26 protein-coding genes are annotated in these 22,767 nt (G+C 66.7%); 10 read left to right on the top strand and 16 right to left on the bottom strand.

Annotated features, from left to right (window positions below; translation table 11 throughout):
• Positions 1-14: 14 nt before the first annotated feature.
• From ACLBYA_RS10560 to ectA, 11 genes are all read right to left on the bottom strand, one after another.
• Positions 15-962, bottom strand: coding sequence for a helix-turn-helix transcriptional regulator (locus tag ACLBYA_RS10560; protein WP_447709341.1), 948 nt, complete (start codon positions 960-962; stop codon positions 15-17).
• The gene (locus ACLBYA_RS10555) at positions 959-1,951 is read right to left on the bottom strand and encodes a helix-turn-helix transcriptional regulator (protein WP_447709340.1); all 993 of its coding nucleotides are present in this window, start codon (positions 1,949-1,951) and stop codon (positions 959-961) included. The genes ACLBYA_RS10560 and ACLBYA_RS10555 overlap by 4 nt, the downstream gene beginning before the upstream one ends.
• Positions 1,952-1,997: 46 nt before the next feature.
• A complete protein-coding gene (gene pafA, locus ACLBYA_RS10550; RefSeq protein WP_447709339.1) occupies positions 1,998-3,356 on the bottom strand; it encodes a Pup--protein ligase in 1,359 nt (452 codons plus the stop codon).
• 91 nt (positions 3,357-3,447) lie between these two features.
• Complete coding sequence (gene prcA, locus ACLBYA_RS10545) at positions 3,448-4,179, bottom strand: proteasome subunit alpha (RefSeq protein ID WP_447709338.1); 732 nt, start codon at positions 4,177-4,179, stop codon at positions 3,448-3,450.
• Positions 4,179-5,027 (bottom strand): proteasome subunit beta, encoded by an 849-nt coding sequence (prcB, locus tag ACLBYA_RS10540; protein ID WP_447709337.1) that lies wholly within the window; start codon positions 5,025-5,027, stop codon positions 4,179-4,181. The genes prcA and prcB overlap by 1 nt, the downstream gene beginning before the upstream one ends.
• On the bottom strand, positions 5,024-5,218 hold the full coding sequence (locus tag ACLBYA_RS10535; RefSeq protein WP_083054794.1) for a ubiquitin-like protein Pup: 195 nt from the start codon (positions 5,216-5,218) through the stop codon (positions 5,024-5,026). Before ACLBYA_RS10535 ends, prcB begins: the two co-directional genes overlap by 4 nt.
• A gap of 87 nt (positions 5,219-5,305) precedes the next feature.
• Positions 5,306-6,814 (bottom strand): depupylase/deamidase Dop, encoded by a 1,509-nt coding sequence (gene dop, locus ACLBYA_RS10530; RefSeq protein WP_447709336.1) that lies wholly within the window; start codon positions 6,812-6,814, stop codon positions 5,306-5,308.
• 43 nt (positions 6,815-6,857) lie between these two features.
• Complete coding sequence (gene thpD / locus ACLBYA_RS10525) at positions 6,858-7,754, bottom strand: ectoine hydroxylase (protein WP_447709335.1); 897 nt, start codon at positions 7,752-7,754, stop codon at positions 6,858-6,860.
• Positions 7,751-8,146, bottom strand: a complete 396-nt coding sequence (locus ACLBYA_RS10520; protein ID WP_447709334.1) for an ectoine synthase — start codon at positions 8,144-8,146, stop codon at positions 7,751-7,753. Before ACLBYA_RS10520 ends, thpD begins: the two co-directional genes overlap by 4 nt.
• Positions 8,147-8,176: 30 nt before the next feature.
• Entirely contained in the window at positions 8,177-9,475 is a 1,299-nt protein-coding gene (gene ectB, locus ACLBYA_RS10515; RefSeq protein WP_447709333.1) for a diaminobutyrate--2-oxoglutarate transaminase, read from the bottom strand.
• Positions 9,476-9,541: 66 nt separating this feature from the next.
• Positions 9,542-10,102: a diaminobutyrate acetyltransferase gene (gene ectA, locus ACLBYA_RS10510; RefSeq protein ID WP_447709332.1), complete on the bottom strand. Its 561-nt coding sequence runs from the start codon at positions 10,100-10,102 to the stop codon at positions 9,542-9,544.
• A gap of 543 nt (positions 10,103-10,645) precedes the next feature.
• Here ectA and ACLBYA_RS10505 point away from each other — a divergent pair.
• Positions 10,646-11,320 carry a response regulator transcription factor gene (locus ACLBYA_RS10505; RefSeq protein ID WP_447709331.1) on the top strand — a complete coding sequence of 225 codons (675 nt, stop codon included), beginning with the start codon at positions 10,646-10,648 and terminating at the stop codon, positions 11,318-11,320.
• Here the strand turns inward: ACLBYA_RS10505 and ACLBYA_RS10500 are convergent.
• A complete protein-coding gene (locus ACLBYA_RS10500) occupies positions 11,296-12,702 on the bottom strand; it encodes a sensor histidine kinase (protein ID WP_447709330.1) in 1,407 nt (468 codons plus the stop codon). The two genes, ACLBYA_RS10505 and ACLBYA_RS10500, sit on opposite strands and share 25 nt — an antisense overlap.
• A 36-nt stretch (positions 12,703-12,738) precedes the next feature.
• On the opposite strand from ACLBYA_RS10500, the gene ACLBYA_RS10495 reads away from it, so the two are divergent.
• On the top strand, positions 12,739-13,893 hold the full coding sequence (locus tag ACLBYA_RS10495) for a hypothetical protein (protein ID WP_447709329.1): 1,155 nt from the start codon (positions 12,739-12,741) through the stop codon (positions 13,891-13,893).
• Positions 13,894-13,899: 6 nt separating this feature from the next.
• Here ACLBYA_RS10495 and ACLBYA_RS10490 read toward each other — a convergent pair whose 3' ends face one another.
• Positions 13,900-14,268, bottom strand: a complete 369-nt coding sequence (locus ACLBYA_RS10490; RefSeq protein WP_447709328.1) for a hypothetical protein — start codon at positions 14,266-14,268, stop codon at positions 13,900-13,902.
• Positions 14,269-14,473: 205 nt separating this feature from the next.
• Between ACLBYA_RS10490 and ACLBYA_RS10485 the strand changes: the two genes are divergently transcribed.
• Positions 14,474-14,767, top strand: a complete 294-nt coding sequence (locus ACLBYA_RS10485; protein WP_447709327.1) for a DUF732 domain-containing protein — start codon at positions 14,474-14,476, stop codon at positions 14,765-14,767.
• Between the two features lie 9 nt (positions 14,768-14,776).
• Here ACLBYA_RS10485 and ACLBYA_RS10480 read toward each other — a convergent pair whose 3' ends face one another.
• The gene (locus ACLBYA_RS10480; protein ID WP_447709326.1) at positions 14,777-15,673 is read right to left on the bottom strand and encodes a DMT family transporter; all 897 of its coding nucleotides are present in this window, start codon (positions 15,671-15,673) and stop codon (positions 14,777-14,779) included.
• A gap of 71 nt (positions 15,674-15,744) precedes the next feature.
• Here ACLBYA_RS10480 and ACLBYA_RS10475 point away from each other — a divergent pair, with 71 nt between their 5' ends.
• Positions 15,745-16,638: a LysR family transcriptional regulator gene (locus tag ACLBYA_RS10475; protein WP_447709325.1), complete on the top strand. Its 894-nt coding sequence runs from the start codon at positions 15,745-15,747 to the stop codon at positions 16,636-16,638.
• On the opposite strand, the gene arc is transcribed toward ACLBYA_RS10475, so the two are convergent.
• Positions 16,635-18,446 (bottom strand): proteasome ATPase, encoded by a 1,812-nt coding sequence (gene arc, locus ACLBYA_RS10470; protein ID WP_447709324.1) that lies wholly within the window; start codon positions 18,444-18,446, stop codon positions 16,635-16,637. The genes ACLBYA_RS10475 and arc overlap by 4 nt on opposite strands.
• A gap of 155 nt (positions 18,447-18,601) precedes the next feature.
• Here arc and ACLBYA_RS10465 point away from each other — a divergent pair, with 155 nt between their 5' ends.
• The 3 genes from ACLBYA_RS10465 to ACLBYA_RS10455 are packed head-to-tail and all read left to right on the top strand — an operon-like array spanning position 18,602 to position 19,939.
• Positions 18,602-19,096: a hypothetical protein gene (locus ACLBYA_RS10465; protein WP_447709323.1), complete on the top strand. Its 495-nt coding sequence runs from the start codon at positions 18,602-18,604 to the stop codon at positions 19,094-19,096.
• A gap of 10 nt (positions 19,097-19,106) precedes the next feature.
• The gene (locus ACLBYA_RS10460; protein ID WP_447709322.1) at positions 19,107-19,637 is read left to right on the top strand and encodes a hypothetical protein; all 531 of its coding nucleotides are present in this window, start codon (positions 19,107-19,109) and stop codon (positions 19,635-19,637) included.
• 5 nt (positions 19,638-19,642) lie between these two features.
• Positions 19,643-19,939: a DUF503 domain-containing protein gene (locus tag ACLBYA_RS10455; protein WP_447709421.1), complete on the top strand. Its 297-nt coding sequence runs from the start codon at positions 19,643-19,645 to the stop codon at positions 19,937-19,939.
• A gap of 4 nt (positions 19,940-19,943) precedes the next feature.
• Here ACLBYA_RS10455 and ACLBYA_RS10450 read toward each other — a convergent pair whose 3' ends face one another.
• Entirely contained in the window at positions 19,944-20,780 is an 837-nt protein-coding gene (locus ACLBYA_RS10450) for a tRNA (adenine-N1)-methyltransferase (protein WP_447709321.1), read from the bottom strand.
• Between the two features lie 73 nt (positions 20,781-20,853).
• On the opposite strand from ACLBYA_RS10450, the gene ACLBYA_RS10445 reads away from it, so the two are divergent.
• From ACLBYA_RS10445 to ACLBYA_RS10435, 3 genes are read left to right on the top strand one after another with little or no spacing between them, the layout of a single operon-like run.
• Positions 20,854-21,684 carry a RecB family exonuclease gene (locus ACLBYA_RS10445; RefSeq protein WP_447709320.1) on the top strand — a complete coding sequence of 277 codons (831 nt, stop codon included), beginning with the start codon at positions 20,854-20,856 and terminating at the stop codon, positions 21,682-21,684.
• Entirely contained in the window at positions 21,681-22,475 is a 795-nt protein-coding gene (locus ACLBYA_RS10440; RefSeq protein WP_447709319.1) for a thioesterase family protein, read from the top strand. Before ACLBYA_RS10445 ends, ACLBYA_RS10440 begins: the two co-directional genes overlap by 4 nt.
• Positions 22,472-22,726: a hypothetical protein gene (locus ACLBYA_RS10435; RefSeq protein WP_447709318.1), complete on the top strand. Its 255-nt coding sequence runs from the start codon at positions 22,472-22,474 to the stop codon at positions 22,724-22,726. The genes ACLBYA_RS10440 and ACLBYA_RS10435 overlap by 4 nt, the downstream gene beginning before the upstream one ends.
• Positions 22,727-22,767: the final 41 nt, after the last annotated feature.

Here is a 22,767-nt window from a genome sequence, read left to right as displayed (position 1 = left end):
AAGTTGTGATCAGTCTACTCGTCTTCATACGCGCGAACCGCGGCCGCGGCCGTCTCGCGAACCTTGTCGGCCAACTGCTGCGGTTGCAGGACCCGCACGGCTGAGCCGAAACCCAGCACGAAGCGGGCCATCCACTCATCGGAAGCGTAGGTCATGGCCGCTTCGCACGCACCGTCGGGAAGCTCGGTCAGCACCCGCAGCGGGTAGTAGTCGAACATCCAGCTCGCCGACCGGTCGATGAGCAGTGTCGCGGCCGGCAGCGCCGGGTCGGCGTCGAACAAGGCGGTGTCCGGACCGGCCTGCACCGCCGGGGCCGGGGGCGCCGAGGGTTCGTCGAGAACCTGCGCGGACACGATGCGGTCGAACCGGAACAGTCGCACTCCCTCGGCGGTGCGACACCAGGCCTCCAGATAGCTGCGATCGCTGACCAGCACGACGCGGATCGGGTCGACGATCCGGCTGGAGACGGTGTCATGGGAGGCGGAGTGGTACTCCAGTGCCAGTGCGCGACCCGACCGGGTCGCATCGCGTACCGCGGTGGCCGTGGCGCTCTCGGGTTCCTCGACACCCACCGGCTCGGTCGCACTGGCCGTCCCCGCGGCGGACTCGATCTTGGCGATGGCGCTGCGCGCCGCCTCCGGGTCGACCATGCCGGGCACATCGAGCAGGGCCCGCAGCGCGACCAGGATCCCGGTCGCCTCGGTGGAGGTCAGCCGCAACGGGTGGTCGACACCGGCGGCGAAGGTCACCTCGATGGTGTCGCCGGTGAAATCGAAGTCGATGAGATCGCCGGGACCGTAACCGGGCAGGCCGCACAACCAGAGCTGCTCGAGATCCTCGTCGAGCTGCTTGCGAGTGACGCCGAGCGCTGCCGCGGCCTCGTCCCGGGTGACCCGCGGATTGGCCTGGAAGTACGGCACCATGTTCAGCAGCCGGACCAGCCGGGTGGACACCTGACTCACTGGGCGTCCCCCGCCTGCGCCCGCAGCCTGCTCAGCACGTCTTCGCGCAGGTGCGCCGGGTGCAGTGCCACCGCATCGGTGCCGTAGCTCGCGATCTCGCGCGCCAGCCGGTCGTACATCCCGATATCGACGGTGATCTCCTCCCCGGCCCGCCCCCGCCAGGTCAGCGGTGTCGCGGAGGTGGCCTGGCGGCGTAATGCGGTCGCCCGGCCGTCGGCGACCCACACCCGGGCCTGCTCTCCGGTCGGTACATCGGACACCACGCGGGCCACGATCTCGCGCAAGTTGACGCCGTCGGGCACGGTCACCGCCCCGGCCGGGCCGATGGCCTTGGCGCCGGGCCCGATCCGGGACAGCCGGAAGGTCCGGGTGTCGGCCCGGTCGCGGTCATGGCCGACGACGTACCAGCGACCACGGTGGGTGATCACCCCCCACGGCTCCAGAGTCCGGTTCTTGTACGGGTCGGTGCGGTTGGGGCGGTGCTCGAACTGCACCACCCGTCCCGAGTTGGTGGCGGCCAGCAGGACCCCGAGCGCCTCCTCGGAACCGCGCAGGCCCGGCAGGGTCGCGGTGGAGGTGATGGCCACCCCGGACTCCTCGGCGTCGACGTCGACACCGGCGGCGCGGAGTTTCAGCAGGGCGCTCTGGGTGGCGGTGACCAGTTCCGGTGATTGCCACAGCTGGGTGGCCACGGCCACCGAGGCCGACTCCTCGGGGGTCAGCTCGACCGGCGGCAGGGCATAGGCCTTGCGGTTGATGCGGTAGCCCTCGGTGGCATCGAACGAGGACAGTTTGCCGGTCTCCAACGGGATGCCGAGGTCACGCAGCTCGTTCTTGTCCCGCTCGAACATCCGAGAGAACGCCTCGTCGGACGGGCTCTCGGAGTAGCCGGCCACACTCTTACGGATCTTTTCGGCCGTCAGATAGGAGCTGGTGGCCAGCAGTGCGATCACCAGATTCATCAGTCTTTCGACCTTGGACGTCGCCACTCGAGCAGCTTAGGGGTTGCCGGGCCCCCGACCGCGCACCACGCGCTCACATACTGGCGATGAGTCGCTTCACCCGCTCGTCGACGGACCGGAACGGGTCCTTGCACAGCACCGTGCGCTGGGCCTGGTCGTTGAGCTTGAGGTGCACCCAGTCCACCGTGAAGTCACGACCGGCTTCCTGTGCGGCGCTGATGAATTCGCCGCGCAGCTTGGCCCGGGTGGTCTGCGGTGGGGTGTTGACGGCCGCTTCGATATCCTCATCGGTGGTGATCCGGGCGGCCAGCCCCTTGCGCTGCAGCAGGTCGAAGACACCGCGGCCACGCTTGATGTCGTGATAGGCGAGGTCGAGCTGGGCGATCTTGGGATCAGACAGCTCCATGTCGTAGCGGTCCTGGTAGCGCTGGAACAGCTTGCGCTTGATCACCCAGTCGATCTCGGTGTCGACCTTCGCGAAATCCTGGCTCTCCACCGCGTCGAGTTGGCGGCCCCAGAGATCGACGACCTGCTCGATCTGGGTGTTCGGTTCGCGGGTCTGCAGGTACTCCACAGCCCGGCCGTAGTACTCGCGTTGGATGTCCAGGGCACTGGCCTGCCGGCCGCCCGCCAACCGCACCGGGCGGCGACCGGTCAGGTCGTGGCTGACCTCGCGGATGGCCCGGATCGGGTTGTCCAGCGAGAAGTCCCGGAACGCCACCCCGGCCTCGATCATCTCCAGCACCAACGAGGCGGTGCCGACCTTGAGCATGGTGGTCGACTCGCTCATGTTCGAGTCGCCGACGATGACGTGCAGGCGCCGGTACTTCTCGGCATCGGCGTGCGGCTCGTCGCGGGTGTTGATGATCGGCCGGCTGCGGGTGGTCGCGCTGGAGACGCCCTCCCAGATGTGCTCGGCGCGCTGGGACAGGCAGAACGTCGCCGACTTCGGCGTCTGCAGCACCTTGCCCGCGCCGCAGATCAGCTGGCGGGTCACCAGGAACGGCAGCAGCACGTCGGAGATCCGGGAGAACTCACCGGCCCGCACGATCAGGTAGTTCTCGTGGCAGCCGTAGGAGTTGCCCGCCGAGTCGGTGTTGTTCTTGAACAGGTAGATGTCGCCACCGATGCCCTCGTCGGCGAGGCGCTGCTCGGCGTCGATCAGCAGATCTTCCAGGACCCGCTCGCCGGCCCGGTCGTGGGTGACCAGCTGGTGCAGGTTGTCGCATTCGGCGGTCGCGTACTCGGGATGCGACCCGACATCGAGGTAGAGCCGGGCCCCGTTGCGCAGGAACACATTGGAGCTGCGGCCCCAGGACACCACCCGCCGGAACAGATAGCGGGCAACCTCGTCGGGGCTGAGCCGGCGGTGACCGTGGAACGTGCAGGTCACACCGAATTCCGTCTCGATACCCATGATCCGTCGCTGCACAAAGTCGAGCTTACGGGTTGGCTCACGGTAACGGTGTGCAAGCCCCGCCGGGTGTTCGTTTCTCAGCACCCACCGTGCGGGCGCCGTGCGGCTACTCGGCCGGCGCCGGGTCCGTCGTCTGCTCGGGCACCAGTGCCTCCAGCGCCGCCCCGGTGATCCGCCGGAACGCCCGGCGCGGACGGTTGGCGTCCAGGATGGCCACCTCCATGGTGGCCGGCCCCAGCACCCGGGCCTCGCTCCCGCTGCCGATGCCCGCCCGCAGCGCGTCGACGGCGATCCTCACCGCGTCGCCCAGGTTGGCGTTCTCGGTGTAGGACTCCCCCAGCGCGGTGGCGATCGGCTCGGTGGTGCCGCCCATCACCACGAAATGTGGTTCGTCGGCGATCGACCCGTCGTAGGTGATGCGGTACAGCTCAGGTGCTTTCGTCTCGCCGTGATGGGCCACCTCGGCGACGCAGAGTTCCACCTCGAAGGGTTTGGCCTGCTCGGTGAAGATGGTCCCCAGCGCCTGGGCGTACACATTGGCCAACTGCCGGCCCGTCACATCGCGACGGTCGTACGCGTAGCCCCGGGTGTCGGCGAACTGGATACCGGCCACCCGCAGCTTGTCGAACTCGTTGAACCGTCCGACGGCGGCAAAACCCACCCGGTCGTAGAGCTCGCTGATCTTCTGCAGCGACCGCGACGGGTTCTCCGCGACGAACAGCACACCGCTGTCGTAGGTCAATACCACCACACTGCGCCCGCGTGAAATACCTTTGCGCGCAAGCTCGGAACGCTCGCGCATCGCCTGTTCGGGCGAGATGAAATAGGGGAAGCTCATCAGCCGTTACCGTCCGCGCGAGTCCGTTTTTCGATGACCTGTCTGGCCAGTTCCGCGATCCGGGCCTCGGTGACCTCCTCGGCACCGTCGGCGCCGATCAGCACCGCGGTCGGGTAGATACCGCGCACCAGGTCGGGTCCGCCGGTGGCGGAATCGTCATCGGCGGCATCGTAGAGCGCCTCGATACCGGCCCGCAGCGCCGAGTCGGCGTCGGTGACCTGCGGATACAGCTTCTTGATCGAGGATTTGGCGAACAGCGAGCCCGAGCCCACCGCCTGGTAGCCCTCCTCCTCGATGTTCCAGCCACCGGCGGCATCGAACGACACGATGCGCCCGGCGTGGGTCGGGTCGACGGCATCGACATCGAACGCCACCAGCAGCGGGAGCGCGACGAAACCTTGCAGCGCCGCACCGAGATTGCCGCGGACCATGGTGGCCAACCGGTTGACCTTGCCACGGAAGGTCAGCGGGACACCTTCGACCTTCTCGTAATGCTCGAGCTCGACGGCGTACAGCCGGGCGAACTCGACGGCGATCGCAGCGGTCCCGGCGATGCCGGTGGCCGCGTAATCGTCGGCGATGTGCACCTTCTGGACATCGCGGCTGGCGATCATATGCCCCTGGGTGGCCCGCCGGTCACCGGCGATCAGCACACCGCCCGGGTACTTGAGCGCGACGATCGTGGTCCCGTGCGGCAGGTCTACGGCGTTGCCGCCGACCGTGTCTCGCCCACCCGGAAGCAACTGCGGCGCCTGCCGACTCAGGAAGTCGGAGAACGACGAGAGATTCAGGTGGTTGGTACCGATGTCGAGGCTGGTGGGTAACGGCTTATTCGACCAGGCCGTCACTGGCCACCCTTTTGCACGTATGCGCGCACGAAGTCCTCAGCGTTCTCCTCCAGGACGTCGTCAATCTCGTCGAGCAGATCGTCGGTCTCCTCGGCCAGCTTCTCGCGACGCTCCTGCCCAGCGGCCGATGCGCCGGGAACGTCGTCATCCTCACCGCCGCCACCGCCACGCTTGGTCTGCTCCTGAGCCATCGCTGCCTCCTGATTGCTCGGTCCGGATCTTTCACACTACCGGTCGACACCGGCATTGCTCGGGTTAGCGAGCGAGTTATCGAACAGTTACGTCGTCAGCTGCTCGACGAGTTCGACGGCACTGTCCACCGAATCCAGCAGCGCACCGACATGGGCCTTGCTGCCGCGCAGCGGTTCCAGGGTCGGAATCCGGACGAGCGAATCCCCGCCCAGGTCGAAGATCACCGAGTCCCAGCTGGCCGCCGCGATGTCCGCGCCGAACCGGCGCAGACACTCGCCGCGGAAGTACGCCCGGGTATCCGTCGGCGGGTTGTCGACGGCGTCGAGCACCTGCTGTTCGGTGACCAGGCGCTGCATCGAGCCGCGGGCGACCAGCCGGTTGTACAGACCTTTGTCCAGACGCACATCGGAGTACTGCAGGTCCACCAGGTGCAGCCGCGGGGCCGACCAGGACAGGTTCTCGCGTTGCCGGAAACCGTCGAGCAGTCGCAGCTTGGCCGGCCAGTCCAGGATCTCCGCGCATTCCATCGGGTCGCGTTCCAGCAGATCCAGCACGTTGGCCCAGGTCTCGAGGACCTGGGCGGCCTGTGGGTCGGGATCACGCGCGTCGACCAGTTCGGCCACCCGGTCCAGGTAGATCCGTTGCAGCGCAAGGGCGGTCAGTTCGCGGCCGTCGGCAAGGGCGACGGTGGCACGCAGTGACGGGTCACGGCTGATGACGTGCACCGCGTGTACCGGTCGGGCCAACGCCAGATCTGACAGATCGATCCCGTGTGCCGGGCCCTCCTCGATCAGATCGAGCACGAGTGAGCTGGTGCCGACCTTGAGATAGGTCGACGTCTCGGCCAGGTTGGCGTCACCGATGATGACGTGCAGCCTGCGGTACTTGTCGGCGTCGGCATGCGGTTCGTCGCGGGTGTTGATGATGCCGCGTTTGAGGGTGGTCTCCAGCCCGACCTCGACCTCGATGTAGTCGGCGCGCTGGGAGAGCTGGAAGCCCGGCTCGTCGCCGGACGGCCCGATCCCGACCCGGCCCGATCCGGTGACCACCTGGCGGGACACCAGGAACGGGGTGAATCCGGCGATCACCGCCGAGAACGGGGTCTGCCGGCTCATCAGATAGTTCTCGTGGGTGCCGTAGGAGGCGCCCTTGCCGTCCACGTTGTTCTTGTACAGCTGCAGCTTGACCGCGCCGGGCACGCTCGCCACATGTCGGGCGGCCGCCTCCATGACCCGCTCGCCGGCCTTGTCCCAGATGACGGCGTCCATCGGATCGGTCACCTCGGGTGCCGAATACTCCGGGTGGGCGTGGTCGACGTAGAGCCGGGCACCGTTGGTCAGGATCATGTTGGCCGCGCCGACCTCGTCGGCGTCCACGATCGGGGCAGGCCCGGTACCGCGGGACAGGTCGAATCCGCGGGCATCACGCAGCGGCGATTCCACCTCGTAGTCCCAGCGGGTGCGCTTGGCGCGCTGCAGCCCGGCAGCTGCCGCATATGCCAGCACCGCCTGGGTGGAGGTCAGTATCGGATTGGCGGTGGGGTCCGACGGCGAGGAGATGCCGTATTCGACCTCTGTTCCGATGATCCGTTGCATACGGGAAGCCTAGGCGACGGGCCGCAACGCGCCGTCGGCACGTCTAGGCCAGGGCCGTCGCGGTGGCGCGCGCCGCAAGATGTTCGGGCCGGATCCCGTCGGCGGCATACGGTTCGGTCAACTGATTGTCCACCGAGTTGAACACCAGGAAGACGTTGGACCTCGGCAGTGGGGTGATGTTGGAACCCGAACCGTGCAGCAGGTTGCAGTCGAACCACAGTGCGGAGCCGGCGGCGCCGGTGAACTGGTCGATCCCATACCGGTCGACGGCCTTGGTCAGGGTGTCCTCGTCGGGCACCCCGAACTGCTGGGCGACCAACGACTGCTGGTGGTGGTTGTCCGGGGTCGCACCCACACATGGATAGAACATGTGGTGTGAGCCCGGGACCACCATCAGCGATCCGTTGTAGGGATAGTTGTGCGTCAACGCGATCGAACACGACACCGCCCGCATACGCGGCATCCCGTCCTCGGCGTGCCAAGTCTCGAAGTCGGAGTGCCAGTAGAACCCCGACCCCGTGAAACCGGGCATCAGATTGATCCGCGCCTGGTGGATGTAGACATCGCCGCCGAGCAACTGGCGGGCCACCGGCAGCACGGTGTCCAGACGCACGATATCGGCGATCAGCTCGCTGAGCAGGTGTGGCTGAAAGATCGACCGGATGGTGCCCTTCGGCTCCCGGATGACGCGCGGGTCGTCCGCGTCCAACTCGGCTGCCATCCGGTCGATCTCGTGGCGTACCGGCGCTAGCGTGTCCTCGTCCACGGTGCCCGGTCGGATCAGGTGGCCATCGTCGGTGAATTTGTTGAGCTCGGTGACCTCGAGCGGCCCGGGCACATCCCCCCAGACCGTCGGGTCCTGGCGCTCCACCGGCGTGATGGCATGGTCCAGCCGGCTGGGATACGGGTCGATGATCCGTTGCAGGACAGCTGAACTCACGAGGCCACCACCTGCGGCGGCGGGTACGCGCCGGTCTGGTCGTGCACCTCGTCCCCGGTGACCGGCGGATTGAACACGCAGAACATGCGCAACTGGTCGGTGCACGTCACCCGGTGGCGCTCATGGCCGTTGAGCAGGTACATGGTGCCCGGGCCGAGGTCGTGCACCTCGCCGGTCTCGTGGTTGGTCAAGGTGCCGGAGCCTTCGATGACCCACACCGCCTCGACATGATGCTGATAGTGGAATTCGCTCACCGAGCCCGATTCGATGACGGTCTCGTGGAAGGAGAACCCGACACCGTCGCCGGCCAGGATGATTCGCTTGGATCGCCAGGCGCCGGCGGCGATGTCACGGTCGGTGCCGGTGATCTCGGCGGTGGTACGCACAATCATTTCGCTGTACTCCTCTTGCGTGTCGTGGTGTCAGACGGTGGCGTTGACGGCGTCGGCCAGGATCTCCAGTCCGGTCTCCAGGTCGCTACGCGAGGTGGTGAGCGGCGGAAGCAATTTGACGACTTCATCCGACGGACCGCTGGTTTCCATCAGCGCACCCCGGTCGAATGCGGCGCGGCACACCTGCTCGGCCAGTTCGGCCTTCTCGAAGCGCAGACCCTGCGCCATCCCACGGCCGCGGGCCGACACACCCTCGTGAGTCTCGGCGATGCGGTCGAGCCCGTCGCGCACGAAGGCACCCTTATCGGCCGTCTCCTGGGCGAACTCGGTAGTGCTCCAGTAGGTTTCCAACGCCTTGGTGGCGGTGACGAAGGCCGGGTTGTGGCCACGGAAGGTGCCGTTGTGCTCACCTGGCGACCAGACGTCCAAGTCACGACGCAGCAGGGTCAGTGCCATCGGCAGGCCGTAGCCGCTGATGGACTTGGACAGCGTCACGATATCGGGCACGATGCCCGCCGCCTCGAACGAGAAGAAACCACCCGTGCGCCCGCAGCCCATCTGCACGTCGTCGACGATCAGCAGGATCTCGCGGTCGCGGCAGAGTTCGGCCAAGGCCCGCAACCACTCCAGACGGGCGACGTTCAGTCCGCCTTCGCCCTGCACGGTCTCGACGATCACGGCGGCGGGTCGGTTCAGCCCACTGCCCGAATCGTCGAGAACCCGCTCGAACCAGTGGAAGTCCTCGGTGACACCGCCGAAATAGTTGTCGTAGGGCATCGGGGTGGCGTGTACCAGTGGGATGCCGGCGCCCGCGCGTTTCATCGAGTTGCCGGTCACCGACAGTGCACCGAGCGTCATGCCGTGAAATGCGTTGGTGAAGCTGATGATCGACTCGCGCCCGGTGACCTTGCGCGCCAGCTTGAGTGCGGCCTCCACGGAGTTCGCGCCGGTGGGGCCGGGGAACTGCACCTTGTAGTCGAGTCCGCGTGGGGCCAGGATCAGCCGGTCGAATGCCTCCAGGAAGTTCTTTTTCGCGGTCGTGGCGATGTCCAGCGAGTGCACGATGCCGTCCTCACTGAGGTACTGCACAAGTGCCTGCTTGAGGATCGGGTTGTTGTGGCCGTAGTTCAGCGCGCCGGCACCGGCGAACATGTCGAGGAAGGTTCGGCCCTCGGTATCGGTGACCCAGGAATCCTTCGCGGTGGCAAGTGTGGTCGGCCAGGCTCGGCAGTAGCTGCGGACCTCGGACTCCACCGATGCAAAGACGTCGGGAAGATCGGCCTCGGTCAGCGATGACGTGTCGTGGAGCAGGGTCGGTTCGAGCAGCAAGAAACTATCCTCCAATGGATATCCGGCCAGCTCCGAATGAGTTGGCCTCGATGTGCGTCGCCGCGGTCAGACGGCGAGAGGTGCGGTGAGCGGGCCGATGCGCAACAGCGGTTCATCCGCATGTGCGAGATCGGGATCGAGTTGTGCGGCCGTGAAATGTGGTTTCTCGGTGAGTGGTACGCCATGGCGGCGCGCAAACGATCCGAAAAAGGCTCGCGAGGCGACGTTGTCCGGTGCCACCGTGGCTTCCACGGTGAGCGGTTCACCGTTGCGCCCAGATCTGATGCGCCGCACCAGATAATCGATCATGGCGGCAGCCAGTCCCGAGCCCTGCGCCGCCGGCGCCACGGCAACCTGCCAGACGAACAGCACCCCGGGCCGTTGCGGCGGCTGATATCCGGTGATGAAGCCCTGCAACTCGCCGCCGATTTCGGCGACGATCGAGGTGTCGGCGAAGTCGGTGGCCAGTAGCAGGTACGCGTAGGTCGAATTAAGGTCCAGCACACCGGTTTCGGCCACGATGCGCCGGATGGCGATAGCGTCGGAGCCGTGCGGGCGGCGCAATATGTGCGCCTCGATCTCATCGGCTCCGGCCGGGTGATCCGGAGCTTTCGTCAATCCGTTCATATTCAGTAAAAGTCACCACCGAGGGAGTTATCGATCTTGTTCAGTTCACGTCGTCGGTACCCCGACCGTATGCAGCCGTAACATCTCGATCAAGCCTCTCGGTCGCCGTTTCCGGGCCGCTCGTCGGCACGGTCGCGTCGATCGACCTGCATAGACCTGGGCATCTGCCAGCGCATATCCGGCCCTCACGCCGTTATCCAATCGTGACCTCACGGCTGCCTGTAGTGGCCCACCTCACAGTTCTGCCCGGTCGGATCGGTCAGGCGGCCCGGACCGGAACGGAAAAGAGGGAGCACTGACGGCAGGCGATGACCCGGCCCGGCCGAGTTGGTCGATTCGACCCCCGTTCGCGCTGGTAGACGCTAACGTCAGTGGATATGCCGTACGGTGAAATCAGCAGGTGAGAAAGGGAATCACCGCACCGCCAGACCGTCGGCGCGCCACGCGCCCGAACCTCTGCATGCTCATCGTTGACACCCTGGCATGGGGGGCCGGAGCACAGCGTGACGCGCCGACCTCTGCGCAGTGGACAATAGAGGCAATATGAGAGTTCTGATCGTCGAGGACGAGCCCCGCCTGAGTTCCACCCTGGCCATCGGATTGCGTGCCGAAGGATTCGTCGTCGTCGAGGCTGCCAATGGTGTCGACGGACTGTGGCAGGCATGTGAGAACGATTTCGACGTCGTGGTTCTCGACATCATGCTGCCGGGACTCAACGGTTACGAGGTGCTGCGCAGGATGCGCGCCAAGGCGGTATGGACCCCGGTGCTGATGCTCACCGCCAAGGACGGCGAGTACGATCAGACCGACGCTTTTGATCTCGGCGCCGACGACTATCTGACCAAACCGTTCTCGTTCATCGTGTTGGTCGCGCGACTGCGGGCGCTGGTTCGCCGCGCCGCACCGCACCAGCCCCCGGTCCTCACCGCGGGTGATCTGTCGGTCGATCCCGGGCGTCGGACCGTGCAACGCGGCGACAAGGCGCTCTCACTCACCCCGCGTGAGTTCGGGCTGCTGGAGTATCTGATGCGCAACAAGAATGTCGCCGTCACCAAGGCCGATATCCTGCACAACGTCTGGGACGCCCACTACGACGGTCCGGACAATGTCGTCGAGGTCTACGTCGGGTATGTCCGCCGCAAGATCGACATCCCGTTCGGCACCAGCACCATCGAAACCATCCGCGGCGTCGGCTACCGGTTGGCCGCCGACAACTGAACCACCGCGCAGGCGCCGCCGCCCGGACGGTCCTCGATGCGCACCCGGCCGCGGTGGGCAGCCACGATCTCCGAGACGATGGCCAGGCCCAGGCCGGTGCCCCCGGCGTCACGGGAGCGGCCCTCGTCGAGTCGGACGAAGCGGTCGAACACCCGCAGCCGGTCGGCCACCGGGATGCCGGGTCCGTCATCGCCGATGGTCAGCACCGCCTCGTCGCCGGTGTGCCGTAACTGCAGTTCGACCACCGATGTCGCATGCCGGGCGGCGTTGTCGAGCAGGTTGCGCAGCACCCGGGCCAGTGCGGCCGGGTCCCCGCTGACCTGGACCGGCCGGATCGAGGACACTACCTGTAAACGACCCGTCGCTTCGCTCGCCCCGGTGCAGTCGGATTCCCTTCGGAGCCTTTCCACTTCGCTCGCCGCCAGATCGTCGAGGTCGACGTCCTCACGGCGCAGGTTCCAACCCCGTTCGTCGGCACGGGCCAGCAGCAGCAGATCGTCGATCAGCGACCGCATGCGCTGCGCCTCGGGCATCAGGGTGTGCTCGGCCAGTTCGGTGTTCAGCAGTTCGGGATGGGCCGCGGCGACCTCGAGCGCGGAGATGATGGTGGCGAGCGGGCTGCGCAATTCGTGGGACGCGTCGCCGACGAAGCGTTGCTGCGCGGCATGCCCGGCCTCGACTCGAGCCAACATCTCGTTCATGGTGACCGCGAGCGCGGCGATCTCGTCGCGACCGTCGGGCACCGGGACGCGGCCGGTGAGATCGGAGGTGGTGATTGCCGCAACTCTGGACCGGATATCGTCCACCGACCGCATCGAGCGTCGCACCAGCAGGTACGTCGCGGCGGCCGACACCCCGATCACCACGGGCGCCGCCACGGCCAACGCTCCGATCACGGTCGTGACCGTGGAGGTGACGACGCGGCTGCCCTCCCCCACGACGATGGTGTAGCGGTTGTCGTCCGGGCCGGAAATGGACTGCGCGCTGAACCGGATCTGGCCCAGCGCCGAATCGTGTTCGGGCATACCGATCAACGGGCCGGGCCCGATCTGATCGATCGGGATCAGCGGTGAATCGGGTGCGCCCGGTGAGCGTTTCAGCACCGCGCCCTCGGCGTCGATGACCTGGACGGCCAGGATGCGGGTGTCGGTGGAGAGCAGTTCGGCGTCCAGGGCGGCGGGCCCGTCGGTGGCGACGACGCCGGCGACCCGGGCCACCCGGGCGGCGGCCGCATTGTCGACACCGGTCAGCATCGACTGATACAGCACCCAGGCCACGACCACAGCGGTCACCGCCAACGCGCCGAGCACCACACTGGCCGCGACGAACGCCGAACGGGCCGAGATCCCCCATTCTCCGGGCCGTACAAGCGCACGTCGCATCCGTCCACTGTGCCTCATGTACTGCACACTGTTGCAGTGGCCGATACCGAGCAGGTGCACGAGTGGTTCCTGCACCGTGGGTTACCGCTGGTTCTGACCCGGCGGGTGCGGTCACGCGGGCTCATCGAACGGTCCGCGCCGATGATCAGCTCGGTCGGTGCGCTCACCGCGGTGACGATGCTGCTGGCCGAGGTCACCGGTGACGATCCCGACTACAGCTACGCACTACGGCTCGGTGTCATCGCGCTGGTGCTGCTGGCCGCACCATTTGTGCTCTACGCGCTGCACCATGTCGACACCGCGCTGGGCGATATGGGTCGGCGCTGGGGCTCCTGGCTGGTGATGGCGATCTTCGTGGTGGTGATGCCGGTGACGGTCAGCGGCTGGTCCGCCGAGGCCGCTGCCGAGGCACCACTTTTTGTGCTGATCTCGCTGCTGGCGATCTGGCTGACCTACCTGGGCTTCGGATCCATTGCCGCATGGGCGTTCCGGTTCGCCTGGGTGCAACTGGGTGCACTGGGCAGTTTGATGAGCCGGGCGCTTCCGCTGCTGATGCTGACCGTGGTGGTGTTCTTCACCGGGGAGCTGTGGCAGTTGGCTGCCCGGATGACCCGGCAACGACTCTGGGAGACAATCGGTTTTCTCGCCGCGGTCGGGCTGGTGTTCATGGTCACCACCATCCGCGACGAGGTGCGAGCGCTGCGCGAGGACCGCGCCGAACAGTCCGATCCGGCGCGGCTGCTGGCAGGCACACCGCTGGCCCCACCACCCGGACATCAACCCGCCCGGACCCCGCTGTCGCGGGCCGAACAGATCAACGTCGTCGCCGTCATGGTGGTATCGCAGGCCATCCAGGTGGTGCTGTTCACCGCGGGCCTGTTCGCGTTCTTCCTGGCGCTGGGCATCATCGCCATCCCCGACGACGTGACCGTGCTGTGGGCTGCCGAGGAAACCTGCGCGGTGGGTCAACCGCCTTGTGCCGGAACCTGGTTCGGTGTACACATTCCGATTCCGCAGACGGTGGTGCACATGTCGCTGTTCGTCGCCGTGCTGTCGGGCCTGTACTTCACCGTCAGCACCAGCACCGATCCGCAGTACCGGCAGCGGTTCTTCGAACCGCTGATCGCCGATGTCGCGGTGAGCCTGGCCGGCCGCGATGCCTATCTGGAGATGGAACGCGCCGCACGCTGAGAGGGTTCAGCGCTCCGGTTCGGCGCGCACCACGCTGTCCCGGCCGTCGTATTTGGCCCGGTACATCGCCATATCGGCCCGACGGATGGTGGCGGCCAGGTCCTCCTGGACCCGACCTCGCCACACCCATGCTGATCGTCGCGGTGAGCACCTGACCAGCGTGGTCGAATTCGGTACCGGCGAAGGCGATCCGTGCCCGGTCGGCGACCACCGCGGCGTCGGCATCGCCGATGTCGACCAGCAGCGCACAGAACTCCTCGCCACCGCCTCGGACAGCACATACGGCAGCACCCGCTGGGTGCCGAACAGCACTGCCGTGGTGGCGACCACCATCCACATGGTGCGCACGTCGGGGATCATCGGCTGGAAATCCATCAGCTACCGGATATTTACCATCGCAATAATTTCCCAGGTTCTTTGCTCAGCGCGTCGAACAGCGGCGAGCCTGGGCGAAACCCGATCCTTGAGGTTTGCCGTGCGTGAACGTGCGGGTGGTTCTACACTGCCAAATTGCTGCGCATCACCGGTGACCATCCTGTGACCTCGTGACCACTGCGCACACGAACGAGGGGGCTCCACCATGAAGAAACTGCTCATGCTTCCGGTCGGCGCGGCCGCGCTGGCGATCGGACTCGCCACCGCGGCTCCTGCCTTCGCTGACGAGACCGGATACTTCACCGCGCTGACCGATTACGGTTACGGTGACACCGCCCAGGATGTCGCGCTCGATCTGGGCTACTCGGTCTGCCAGGACCTGTCCAACGGTGTGCCCATGCAGGTCACGCTCGACGCCATCTACGAGAACACCAACGAGAACGTCAATTACGAGGACGCGAACTTCATCTACAAGACCGCGATCGTCCACCTCTGCTGACACCCGGCGTCACGGACCTGCTCCGATTCGGTGCGGGGCCGTTTCGTGTTCACGTCCGAATCGGGCATCGACGACTCGGCCCCAGTGTGTTCCCGCGAGAATCATTGTCGCGCCGACCATTCCGGTGACGGTGACGGGTTCGGCAGCCAGTCCGATACCGATCAGCAATGCCCACAGCGGTTCGGTACCCAACAGCATTGCGATCCGAGCCGCCGTGCTGCGTCGCGCTGCCCACATCTGCAACCCGAAGGCGAACACCGTACAGGCGAGTGCCAGATAGCCGGTCAGCCACCACTGTTCGGTCGTCATCCGCGATATCGTGCCGAACTGGCCGGCGATGCCCGCCGACACCGACGCGACCACCGCCACCGTCGCCAGTTGCACCACCGTGACGACGGCAGGGTCCAGACTGGCACCGCGCCGGGTCATCACGCTGATATGCACGGCCCGCAACACCGCCGCGCCGGCGATCAACACATCACCGCGGCCGGGTGCCGCGAATCCACCCGATTGGGTGAGCACAACACACCCCAGCACGACAACGGCCGCCGGCGCGTAGAACAGCGGTGCCGTGCCGCCGCGCGCCAACAGTGGGGTGAGCACAATCGTGAGCGCCATGATCAATCCGGCATTCGAGGCCGATGTCATTGTCACGCCGTATGTTTCGCAGATACAGACGGTGCTCAGGATGGCGCCGAGCGCGATGCCGGTCGTCAGTTCGGCTCTTCCGATCCGGCGCAGTCGAGACGCGAGGACCGCAACCAGCAGCCCTGTCGCGATGGCGAATCGCAGTGTCAGAAAGGCGAACACACCGTCCTGTTCGACGGCGGCCTTGGTGGCCAGATAGCTCGAACCCCATACCGCCGCCACGGCCAGTAGGGCGAGATCCACACGATATCGATTCACCAGGTCAGCGTGACCAGTCACAATCATATAGTCCAGCTACTTAAACTTATGTATAGCAGTAGTATCACTACATGGATGCCTTGCGGCTACGAATGCTGCGCGAGCTGGCCGACCACGGCACCGTCGCTGCCGTCGCCGATGTGCTCTCGATGACCCCGTCGGCGGTGTCCCAACAGCTCAAGACTCTGCAGCGGGAGGCGGGGGTGGCGCTGCTGGAACGGGCCGGTCGTCGGGTGCGACTGACCGACGCCGGTCAGGTTCTGGTTGGGCATGCCGACCTGGTGCTGGCTGCGCTGGACCGGGCGCAGGCCGAGATGGACAGCTACCGCGAAACCGCCCGCGGCCAGGTGACGGTGTCCTTCTTCCCCTCAGGTGCGGCCATGCTGCTGGCCCCGCTGATCGGCGCCGCCGGCCATCACGGTGTACAGGTGATCGGTCGCGACGTGGATGTCGCGGCTGCCCAAGCGCCCCAACAACTCACCGAGTTCGATGTGGTGGTTGTACACCGCGACGACCGGGACACCGCGCCGTGGGGGCCCCGGTTCGCCTCGACGGTGCTGATGCGTGAACCACTCGACGTCTTGCTGTCCCCCGCGCACCCACTGGCCGACCGTTCCCACCTGACCCTGCGCGAGCTCGCCGATCAGGACTGGATCGGTGTCGAGGGTGGCCTGATGGTCGACGATGTCTTCAGATCGATCGCCACCCTGACTGGGATCGCCCCACGGATCACCCAGCGTGTCAACGATTTTCGGGTGGTCGAGGAGCTGGTCGAGGCACAGGTCGGCATTGCGCTGCTACCGCGTCATGTGGTGCTGGCCCGCGACCTGGTGCAGCGGCCGATCGCCGATATCCGCTTGGCCCGCCGCATCGAGGCGGTCACCCGGGCGGGGGCCGATACCCGGCCGGCGATCGCGCTGGTGCTGCAGGAGCTGAGCGCAATCGCCGCCGGGATCGTCGGCTAGAGGTACTGCCCCAGGTTGGATTCGGTGTCGATTGCCCGGCTGGCGCTGGACGACTTGCCGGTGACCAGGGTGCGGATGTAGACGATCCGCTCGCCCTTCTTGCCCGAGATCCTGGCCCAGTCATCGGGATTGGTGGTGTTGGGCAGGTCCTCGTTCTCGGCGAACTCGTCGACGATCGAGTCCAGCAGGTGCTGGATACGCAGACCGTGCGAACCGGTCTCCAGCACCGACTTGATCGCATACTTCTTGGCCCGGTCCACGACGTTCTGAATCATGGCGCCGGAGTTGAAGTCCTTGAAGTACATGACTTCCTTGTCACCGTTGGCGTAGGTGACCTCCAGGAACCGGTTGTCATCGATCTCGGCGTACATCCGGTCGACGACCTTCTCGATCATCGACTTGATGGTCAGCGCGCGATCCCCGCCGAACTCGCCGAGATCGTCGGCGTTCACCGGCAACTCCTCGGTGAGGTACTTGCTGAAGATGTCCTGTGCCGCTTCGGCATCCGGGCGTTCGATCTTGATCTTCACATCGAGGCGGCCGGGCCTCAGGATGGCCGGGTCGATCATGTCCTCACGGTTGGAGGCGCCTATGACGATGACGTTCTCCAGCCCCTCGACACCGTCGATCTCGCTGAGCAGCTGTGGCACCACGGTGGTCTCCACATCGGAGCTCACGCCGGTACCACGCGTCCGGAAGATCGAGTCCATCTCGTCGAAGAACACGATCACCGGGGTGCCCTCGGAAGCCTTCTCCCGGGCACGCTGGAAGATCAGCCGGATATGGCGCTCGGTCTCACCGACGAACTTGTTGAGCAGCTCGGGGCCCTTGATGTTCAGGAAGTAGCTCTTGGCCTCCCGGGACTCTTCGCCACGCAGCTCGGCCATCTTCTTGGCCAGCGAGTTCGCCACCGCCTTGGCGATCAACGTCTTACCGCACCCGGGCGGACCGTAGAGCAACACACCCTTGGGCGGGCGCAGCGCGTACTCCCGATACAGGTCTTTGTGCAGGAAGGGCAGCTCGACCGCATCGCGGATCTGCTCGATCTGCCGGGTCAGGCCGCCGATGTCGTTGTAGGCGACATCGGGCACCTCCTCCAGCACCAGATCCTCGACCTCGGCCTTCGGGATCCGTTCGAACGCATAACCGGCCTTGGTGTCGACCAGCAGCGAGTCACCGGGGCGCAGTTTGCGGGTCGGCTCGCCGTCCAGGCCTTCCTCGGCGGCGATCTCGACACCCTCGGGCAGGAACTCCGCGGCGATCAACGGCTCGGCCAGCCAGACGATGCGCTCCTCGTCGGCATGCCCGACCACCAGGGCGCGGTGCCCGTCGGCCAGGATCTCGCGCAACGTGCTGATCTCGCCGACCGCCTCGAAGGTGCCGGCCTCCACGACCGTCAACGCCTCGTTGAGCCGCACCGTCTGCCCCTGCTTGAGCGAGGCCGCCTCGATATTGGGCGAGAGCGTCAACCGCATCTTGCGACCCGAGGTGAAGACGTCGACGGTCTCGTCCTCGTAGGTGGCGAGCAACACCCCGTAGCCGCTCGGCGGCTGACCCAGCCGGTCGACCTCCTCGCGCAGCGCGAGCAGTTGCTGGCGAGCTTCCTTGAGGGTGTCCATCAGTTTGGCGTTACGCGCGGCCAGCGAATCGATACGCGCCTCGAGTTGCTGGACATCGCGTGCGGTCCGCAATCCGCTCCCGGCTCCGACGGCCTGTTCGAGCTGTTCTCGTAGAGCCGCAGCTTCGCGGCGCAACCTCTCCAGTTCGGCGGCATCCTCAGCGGAGTAGCTCGATTCGGATTCACTCATGTTGCGCTCCCTCCCGCACCGAATGTTGGTGCAGTAACAACTTCAACGCTACCGGCGATTCAGCCTTTGTGTGCGGTCTAGGAATTCGACACACCAGCAACGCTGTTAACCTCACTGGATACTTGGCCCTCAGGGACGGCCCGGAAAGGACCACTGTGCTCATCAAAACCCTCGTCACCGGCTTCGTAACCAGCGCCGCGGCAGTCGGCATGGTTACCGCTGCAGCGGCGGGCGTGTCATCGGTAACAGCCAGTAGCGCCCCGGCCATCACCCCGGTGGTGTGGGACACCCCGTTGCCGCAGCTGCCCGCCCCCGAACTCCAGCCGCCGCTGGTGCAGACGCTGTCCGGCCTGGCCGGACCCGGCGGGTTCGCCGGCAAGAAGGTCTTCATCGAGGGCGGCCTGGGCCGCATCGAGACCATCGCCGCCGACCGCGCTTACACCAACGCGGCCGCCAAGGGCCAGTTCCCGCTGACCTTCCTGGTGGACAACATCGACGTCAACGGTCCGGTCGCGACCGCATTCGTCACCGCGACCGCCGCCACCGGCGCCACCGCGTCGCAGCCGGTCACCTTCATCGCCGGGCCGAGCCCGACCGGCTGGCAGGTCTCCAAGCAGTCCGCACTGGCACTGCTGTCGGCGGTCGGCTGACCCAACGGCGATGCCCCGCGCACGTCTGGCATTGAGCGCCGTCACCTCGGTGGCGGCGCTCATGCTCTCGAGCTGCAGCGAAGAATCCGTGCCACCGGTGCCGGAACCGTCCGCGACGACGACGGCGGTGGCCGGTGCGCAGACGGCGCCCGCCGCCCCGCTGCCCGCACCGGAGGCGCTCACCGACGTGTTGGCCCGACTGGCCGATCCTTCGGTTCCCGGTGAGCAGAAGGTGGCCCTGGTGCAGTTCGCGACACCGGAGGATGCCCCGGCACTGGACCGGTTCGCGACGGCGACCGTCGATGCGGGGCTGGCGCCGCTGACGTTCCTGGCCGCCGATCTGGTCTGGTCGGACTCCGAGTACGGCGATGTGGTCGCCACGGTGACGGTGGCACCGGCCAATCCGGTGCCTGGGGCCGCGCCGTTCACCTTCCCGATGCAGTTCACGATGCACGCGGGTGCGTGGCAACTGACCCGCGAAACCGCCGACCAGCTGCTCGAACTGCAGGCGCAGACGCCGCTGCCCACCCCGCCGCGGTGACCGCCATGTGGATCGGCTGGCTGGACTGTGACCTGCTGCTCGGTGACGTGCACTCGCTCAAGGAGAAACGGTCGGTGGTCCGACCCATCGTGGCTGAGCTGCGCCGCCGGTTCGAGGTGAGCGCCGCCGAGACCGGACACCTCGACCTGCACCGGCGCGCGGGGATCGGTGTGGCGGTCGTCGCCGCCGACCGGGCACATGTGGTCGAGGTGCTGGATGCGGCCGAGCGACTGGTCGCCGCCCGTCCGGAGATCGAATTGCTGTCGGTGCGCCGTGGGCTGTCCCGCAGCGACGACGACTAGTGGGCTAGACCTGCTGCTTGCGACGTTTCAGCGGAGTCGGTGTCACCGTGCCGGGAGCCAGCTTGCGGGCGCTGATCAGGAACGCGGTGTGCCCGCGCATGTTGTGCTGTGGCCGCACCGCCAGGCCGACGACGTTCCAGCCGCGCTGCATGGTCTCCCACGACCGCGGCTCGGTCCAGCACCGTTGCTCGCGCAGTGCCTCGACGGTCCGGGACAGCTGAGTCACGGTGGCCACGTAGATGATCAGCACCCCGCCGGCGACCAGCGCGTCCGAGACGGTGCCGAGCACCTCCCAGGGCGCCAGCATGTCCAGCACCACGCGGTCCACCTGCGCAGCGTCGGCCGGGTACTCGTTCAGGTCCGCAATGCGCAGATCCCAGTTCGCCGGACGCTCCCCGAAGAACGTCGCGACATTGCGGATGGCATGCACGGCGTGATCGTCACGCACCTCATATGAGATCACCTGCCCGGTCGGTCCGACGGCCCGCAGCAACGAGCAGGTGAGCGCACCCGACCCGGCACCGGCCTCCAGCACCTTCGCGCCGGGGAAGATATCGCCCTCGTGCACGATCTGGGCGGCGTCCTTGGGATAGATGACCTGAGCGCCGCGCGGCATCGACAGCACATAGTCGATCAACAACGGCCGCAGCACCAGGAATGGGTCACCGTTGGTAGATTTCACGACGCTGCCCTCGGGCTGACCGACCACGCTGTCGTGCGGGATCGCGCCGCGGTGGGTGTGGAACTCTGCGCCGGGGCTGAGCACCAATGTGTAGTGCCGCCCCCGGGCGTCGGTGAGTTGCACACGATCGCCGATGACGAATGGACCAGTGATTGCCACGAGGGTCTAGCCTGCCAGACGCGCTGCCGCGCGATTTCCCGGGATTGTCGGCGCCCGGGCATAGGCTTGCGATATGAGCGCCCCAGCTGCAATCGGTCGGCGCCCCGCCCTGTCTCCGTCCCGAGCCGGCGACTTCAAGCAGTGCCCGCTGCTGTACCGGTTCCGGGCGATCGACCGGCTGCCCGAGCCGGTGTCACCGGCCCAGTTGCGCGGTTCGGTGGTGCATGCGGCACTGGAGAAGCTCTACGCGCTGCCCGCCGCACAGCGTGTGCACGATACGGCGCAGGCGCTCGTCGACCCCGCGCTGGAGCGCATCGCGGCCGAGAGTGCCGAAGACGGTCAACAACTCGATGCGCAGCTGCGGGCCGAGCTGCTGCGCGATGCCCGCAGGCTGCTGTCGGGCTACTACCGGCTGGAGGATCCGACGCGGTTCGATCCGCACAGCTGCGAACAGCGCGTCGAGGTCGAACTCGCCGACGGCACGCTGCTCCGCGGGTTCGTCGACCGCATCGATGTGGCGGCCACCGGTGAGATGCGGGTGGTCGACTACAAGACCGGTAAGTCACCGTCGGAGCTGTGGGCGCTGGCCGAGGCGCAGGCGCTGTTCCAGATGAAGTTCTACGCAGTCGCGCTGTGGCGCTCGCGCGGGGTGCTGCCCGCCCGGCTGCGGCTGATCTATCTCGCCGACGGTCAGGTGCTCGACTACTCCCCCGACGTCGACGAGTTGACCCGCTTCGAGCGGACCCTGACGGCCATCTGGAAGGCCATCCAATCCGCCGGTAGCACAGGCGATTTCCGCGCCAAGAAGTCACGGTTGTGCGGCTGGTGCGCACATCAGGCGTTGTGTCCCGAGTTCGGCGGCACCCCGCCGCCGTATCCGGGCTGGCCGCAGGTGACCGAGTGACCTCACCGCACTACCGCCGCCTCGGTATCGACGGCGATGTCAGCGTGTTCGAATCCACCATCGGGACCGCCAGCAACTGGGATGCCCGGATCCAGCACGGTTCGCCGCCGCTGGCGTTGTTGACCAGGGCCATCGAGGACCTGTTCGCCGACCGCCCGCAGATGCGGGTCGGCCGGCTGGTGCTCGACATCCTGGGGGCCATCCCGGTGGCGCCGGTGCGGGTGCGGTCCTGGATGCAGCGTCCGGGCACCCGGATCGCGATGGTCGTCGCCGAGATGGCTACCGTCGAGCGTCCGGACCGCCCGGTTGCCCGGGTGAGCGCGTGGCTGTTGGCCACCAGCGACACCGCCGACGCCGCGACCGACCGGTATCGCCCGCTCGCCGAGGGCGCGGCGGTGGACACCCCACACGGTTGGATGGGTGCGCCCGGTTACCTGGAGACGGTGAGTTGGCGTCGGCAGCACATTGATCCGGGTGCGGCCGCGGTGTCCTGGATGAGTCCGCTGGTGCCCTTGATCGACGACGAACCCACGACGGCGTTGCAGCGGCTGGCGCAGGTGGTCGACTCCGCCAATGGCGTCGGCGCCGCGCTCGATCCGAACGTGTTCGTGTTCATGAACACCGATACCGCGGTACACCTGCACCGGGCCCCGCGCGGCCATGATTTTGCGCTGCGCGCCCGCGGTTCCATCGGCCCCGACGGTATCGGGGCCACCACCGCCGAGATCTTCGACCGGGATGGGTTCATCGGCACGTCGGCGCAAACGCTGCTGGTGCAGCGCGCGCCGTGATCGACGCACTGCGCCGCCAGTTCGATCTCGCGTGGGCGCTGGCCGATCTGCACCTGAACGCGCTGACCGCCGATGATTTCGGTTGGGAGCCCGCCGATCTGGTGTGGACGATGCGCCGCGGGGCGCACAGCACGTGGACGCCGGACACCGACCGCACCGTCGCCGATACTGCGCTGTGGCTCAATGTCGAACTGGCCAAGAACGCCGCCGAGATAGGGCAACTGCGGTTGTTACGGGCAGCGACACGTTGAATATCGCATTGCGTCTATATAGATGGAGTGCAATACTGAAT

Source organism: Mycobacterium sp. C31M, from assembly GCF_053345865.1.
Note: the sequence above shows the minus strand (reverse complement) of the source record. Positions and strands in the feature narration are given on the sequence as shown.

Coding starts and splice junctions, on each gene's coding strand:
- prcA (WP_447709338.1), bottom strand. CDS start 4,179: ATGAGCTTCCCCTATTTCATCTCGCCCGAACAGGCGATGCGCGAGCGT.
- ACLBYA_RS10535 (WP_083054794.1), bottom strand. CDS start 5,218: ATGGCTCAGGAGCAGACCAAGCGTGGCGGTGGCGGCGGTGAGGATGAC.
- dop (WP_447709336.1), bottom strand. CDS start 6,814: ATGCAACGGATCATCGGAACAGAGGTCGAATACGGCATCTCCTCGCCG.
- ACLBYA_RS10520 (WP_447709334.1), bottom strand. CDS start 8,146: ATGATTGTGCGTACCACCGCCGAGATCACCGGCACCGACCGTGACATC.
- ectA (WP_447709332.1), bottom strand. CDS start 10,102: ATGAACGGATTGACGAAAGCTCCGGATCACCCGGCCGGAGCCGATGAG.
- ACLBYA_RS10505 (WP_447709331.1), top strand. CDS start 10,646: ATGAGAGTTCTGATCGTCGAGGACGAGCCCCGCCTGAGTTCCACCCTG.
- ACLBYA_RS10500 (WP_447709330.1), bottom strand. CDS start 12,702: ATGCGACGTGCGCTTGTACGGCCCGGAGAATGGGGGATCTCGGCCCGT.
- ACLBYA_RS10490 (WP_447709328.1), bottom strand. CDS start 14,268: ATGGATTTCCAGCCGATGATCCCCGACGTGCGCACCATGTGGATGGTG.
- ACLBYA_RS10485 (WP_447709327.1), top strand. CDS start 14,474: ATGAAGAAACTGCTCATGCTTCCGGTCGGCGCGGCCGCGCTGGCGATC.
- ACLBYA_RS10475 (WP_447709325.1), top strand. CDS start 15,745: ATGGATGCCTTGCGGCTACGAATGCTGCGCGAGCTGGCCGACCACGGC.
- arc (WP_447709324.1), bottom strand. CDS start 18,446: ATGAGTGAATCCGAATCGAGCTACTCCGCTGAGGATGCCGCCGAACTG.
- ACLBYA_RS10460 (WP_447709322.1), top strand. CDS start 19,107: ATGCCCCGCGCACGTCTGGCATTGAGCGCCGTCACCTCGGTGGCGGCG.
- ACLBYA_RS10455 (WP_447709421.1), top strand. CDS start 19,643: ATGTGGATCGGCTGGCTGGACTGTGACCTGCTGCTCGGTGACGTGCAC.
- ACLBYA_RS10445 (WP_447709320.1), top strand. CDS start 20,854: ATGAGCGCCCCAGCTGCAATCGGTCGGCGCCCCGCCCTGTCTCCGTCC.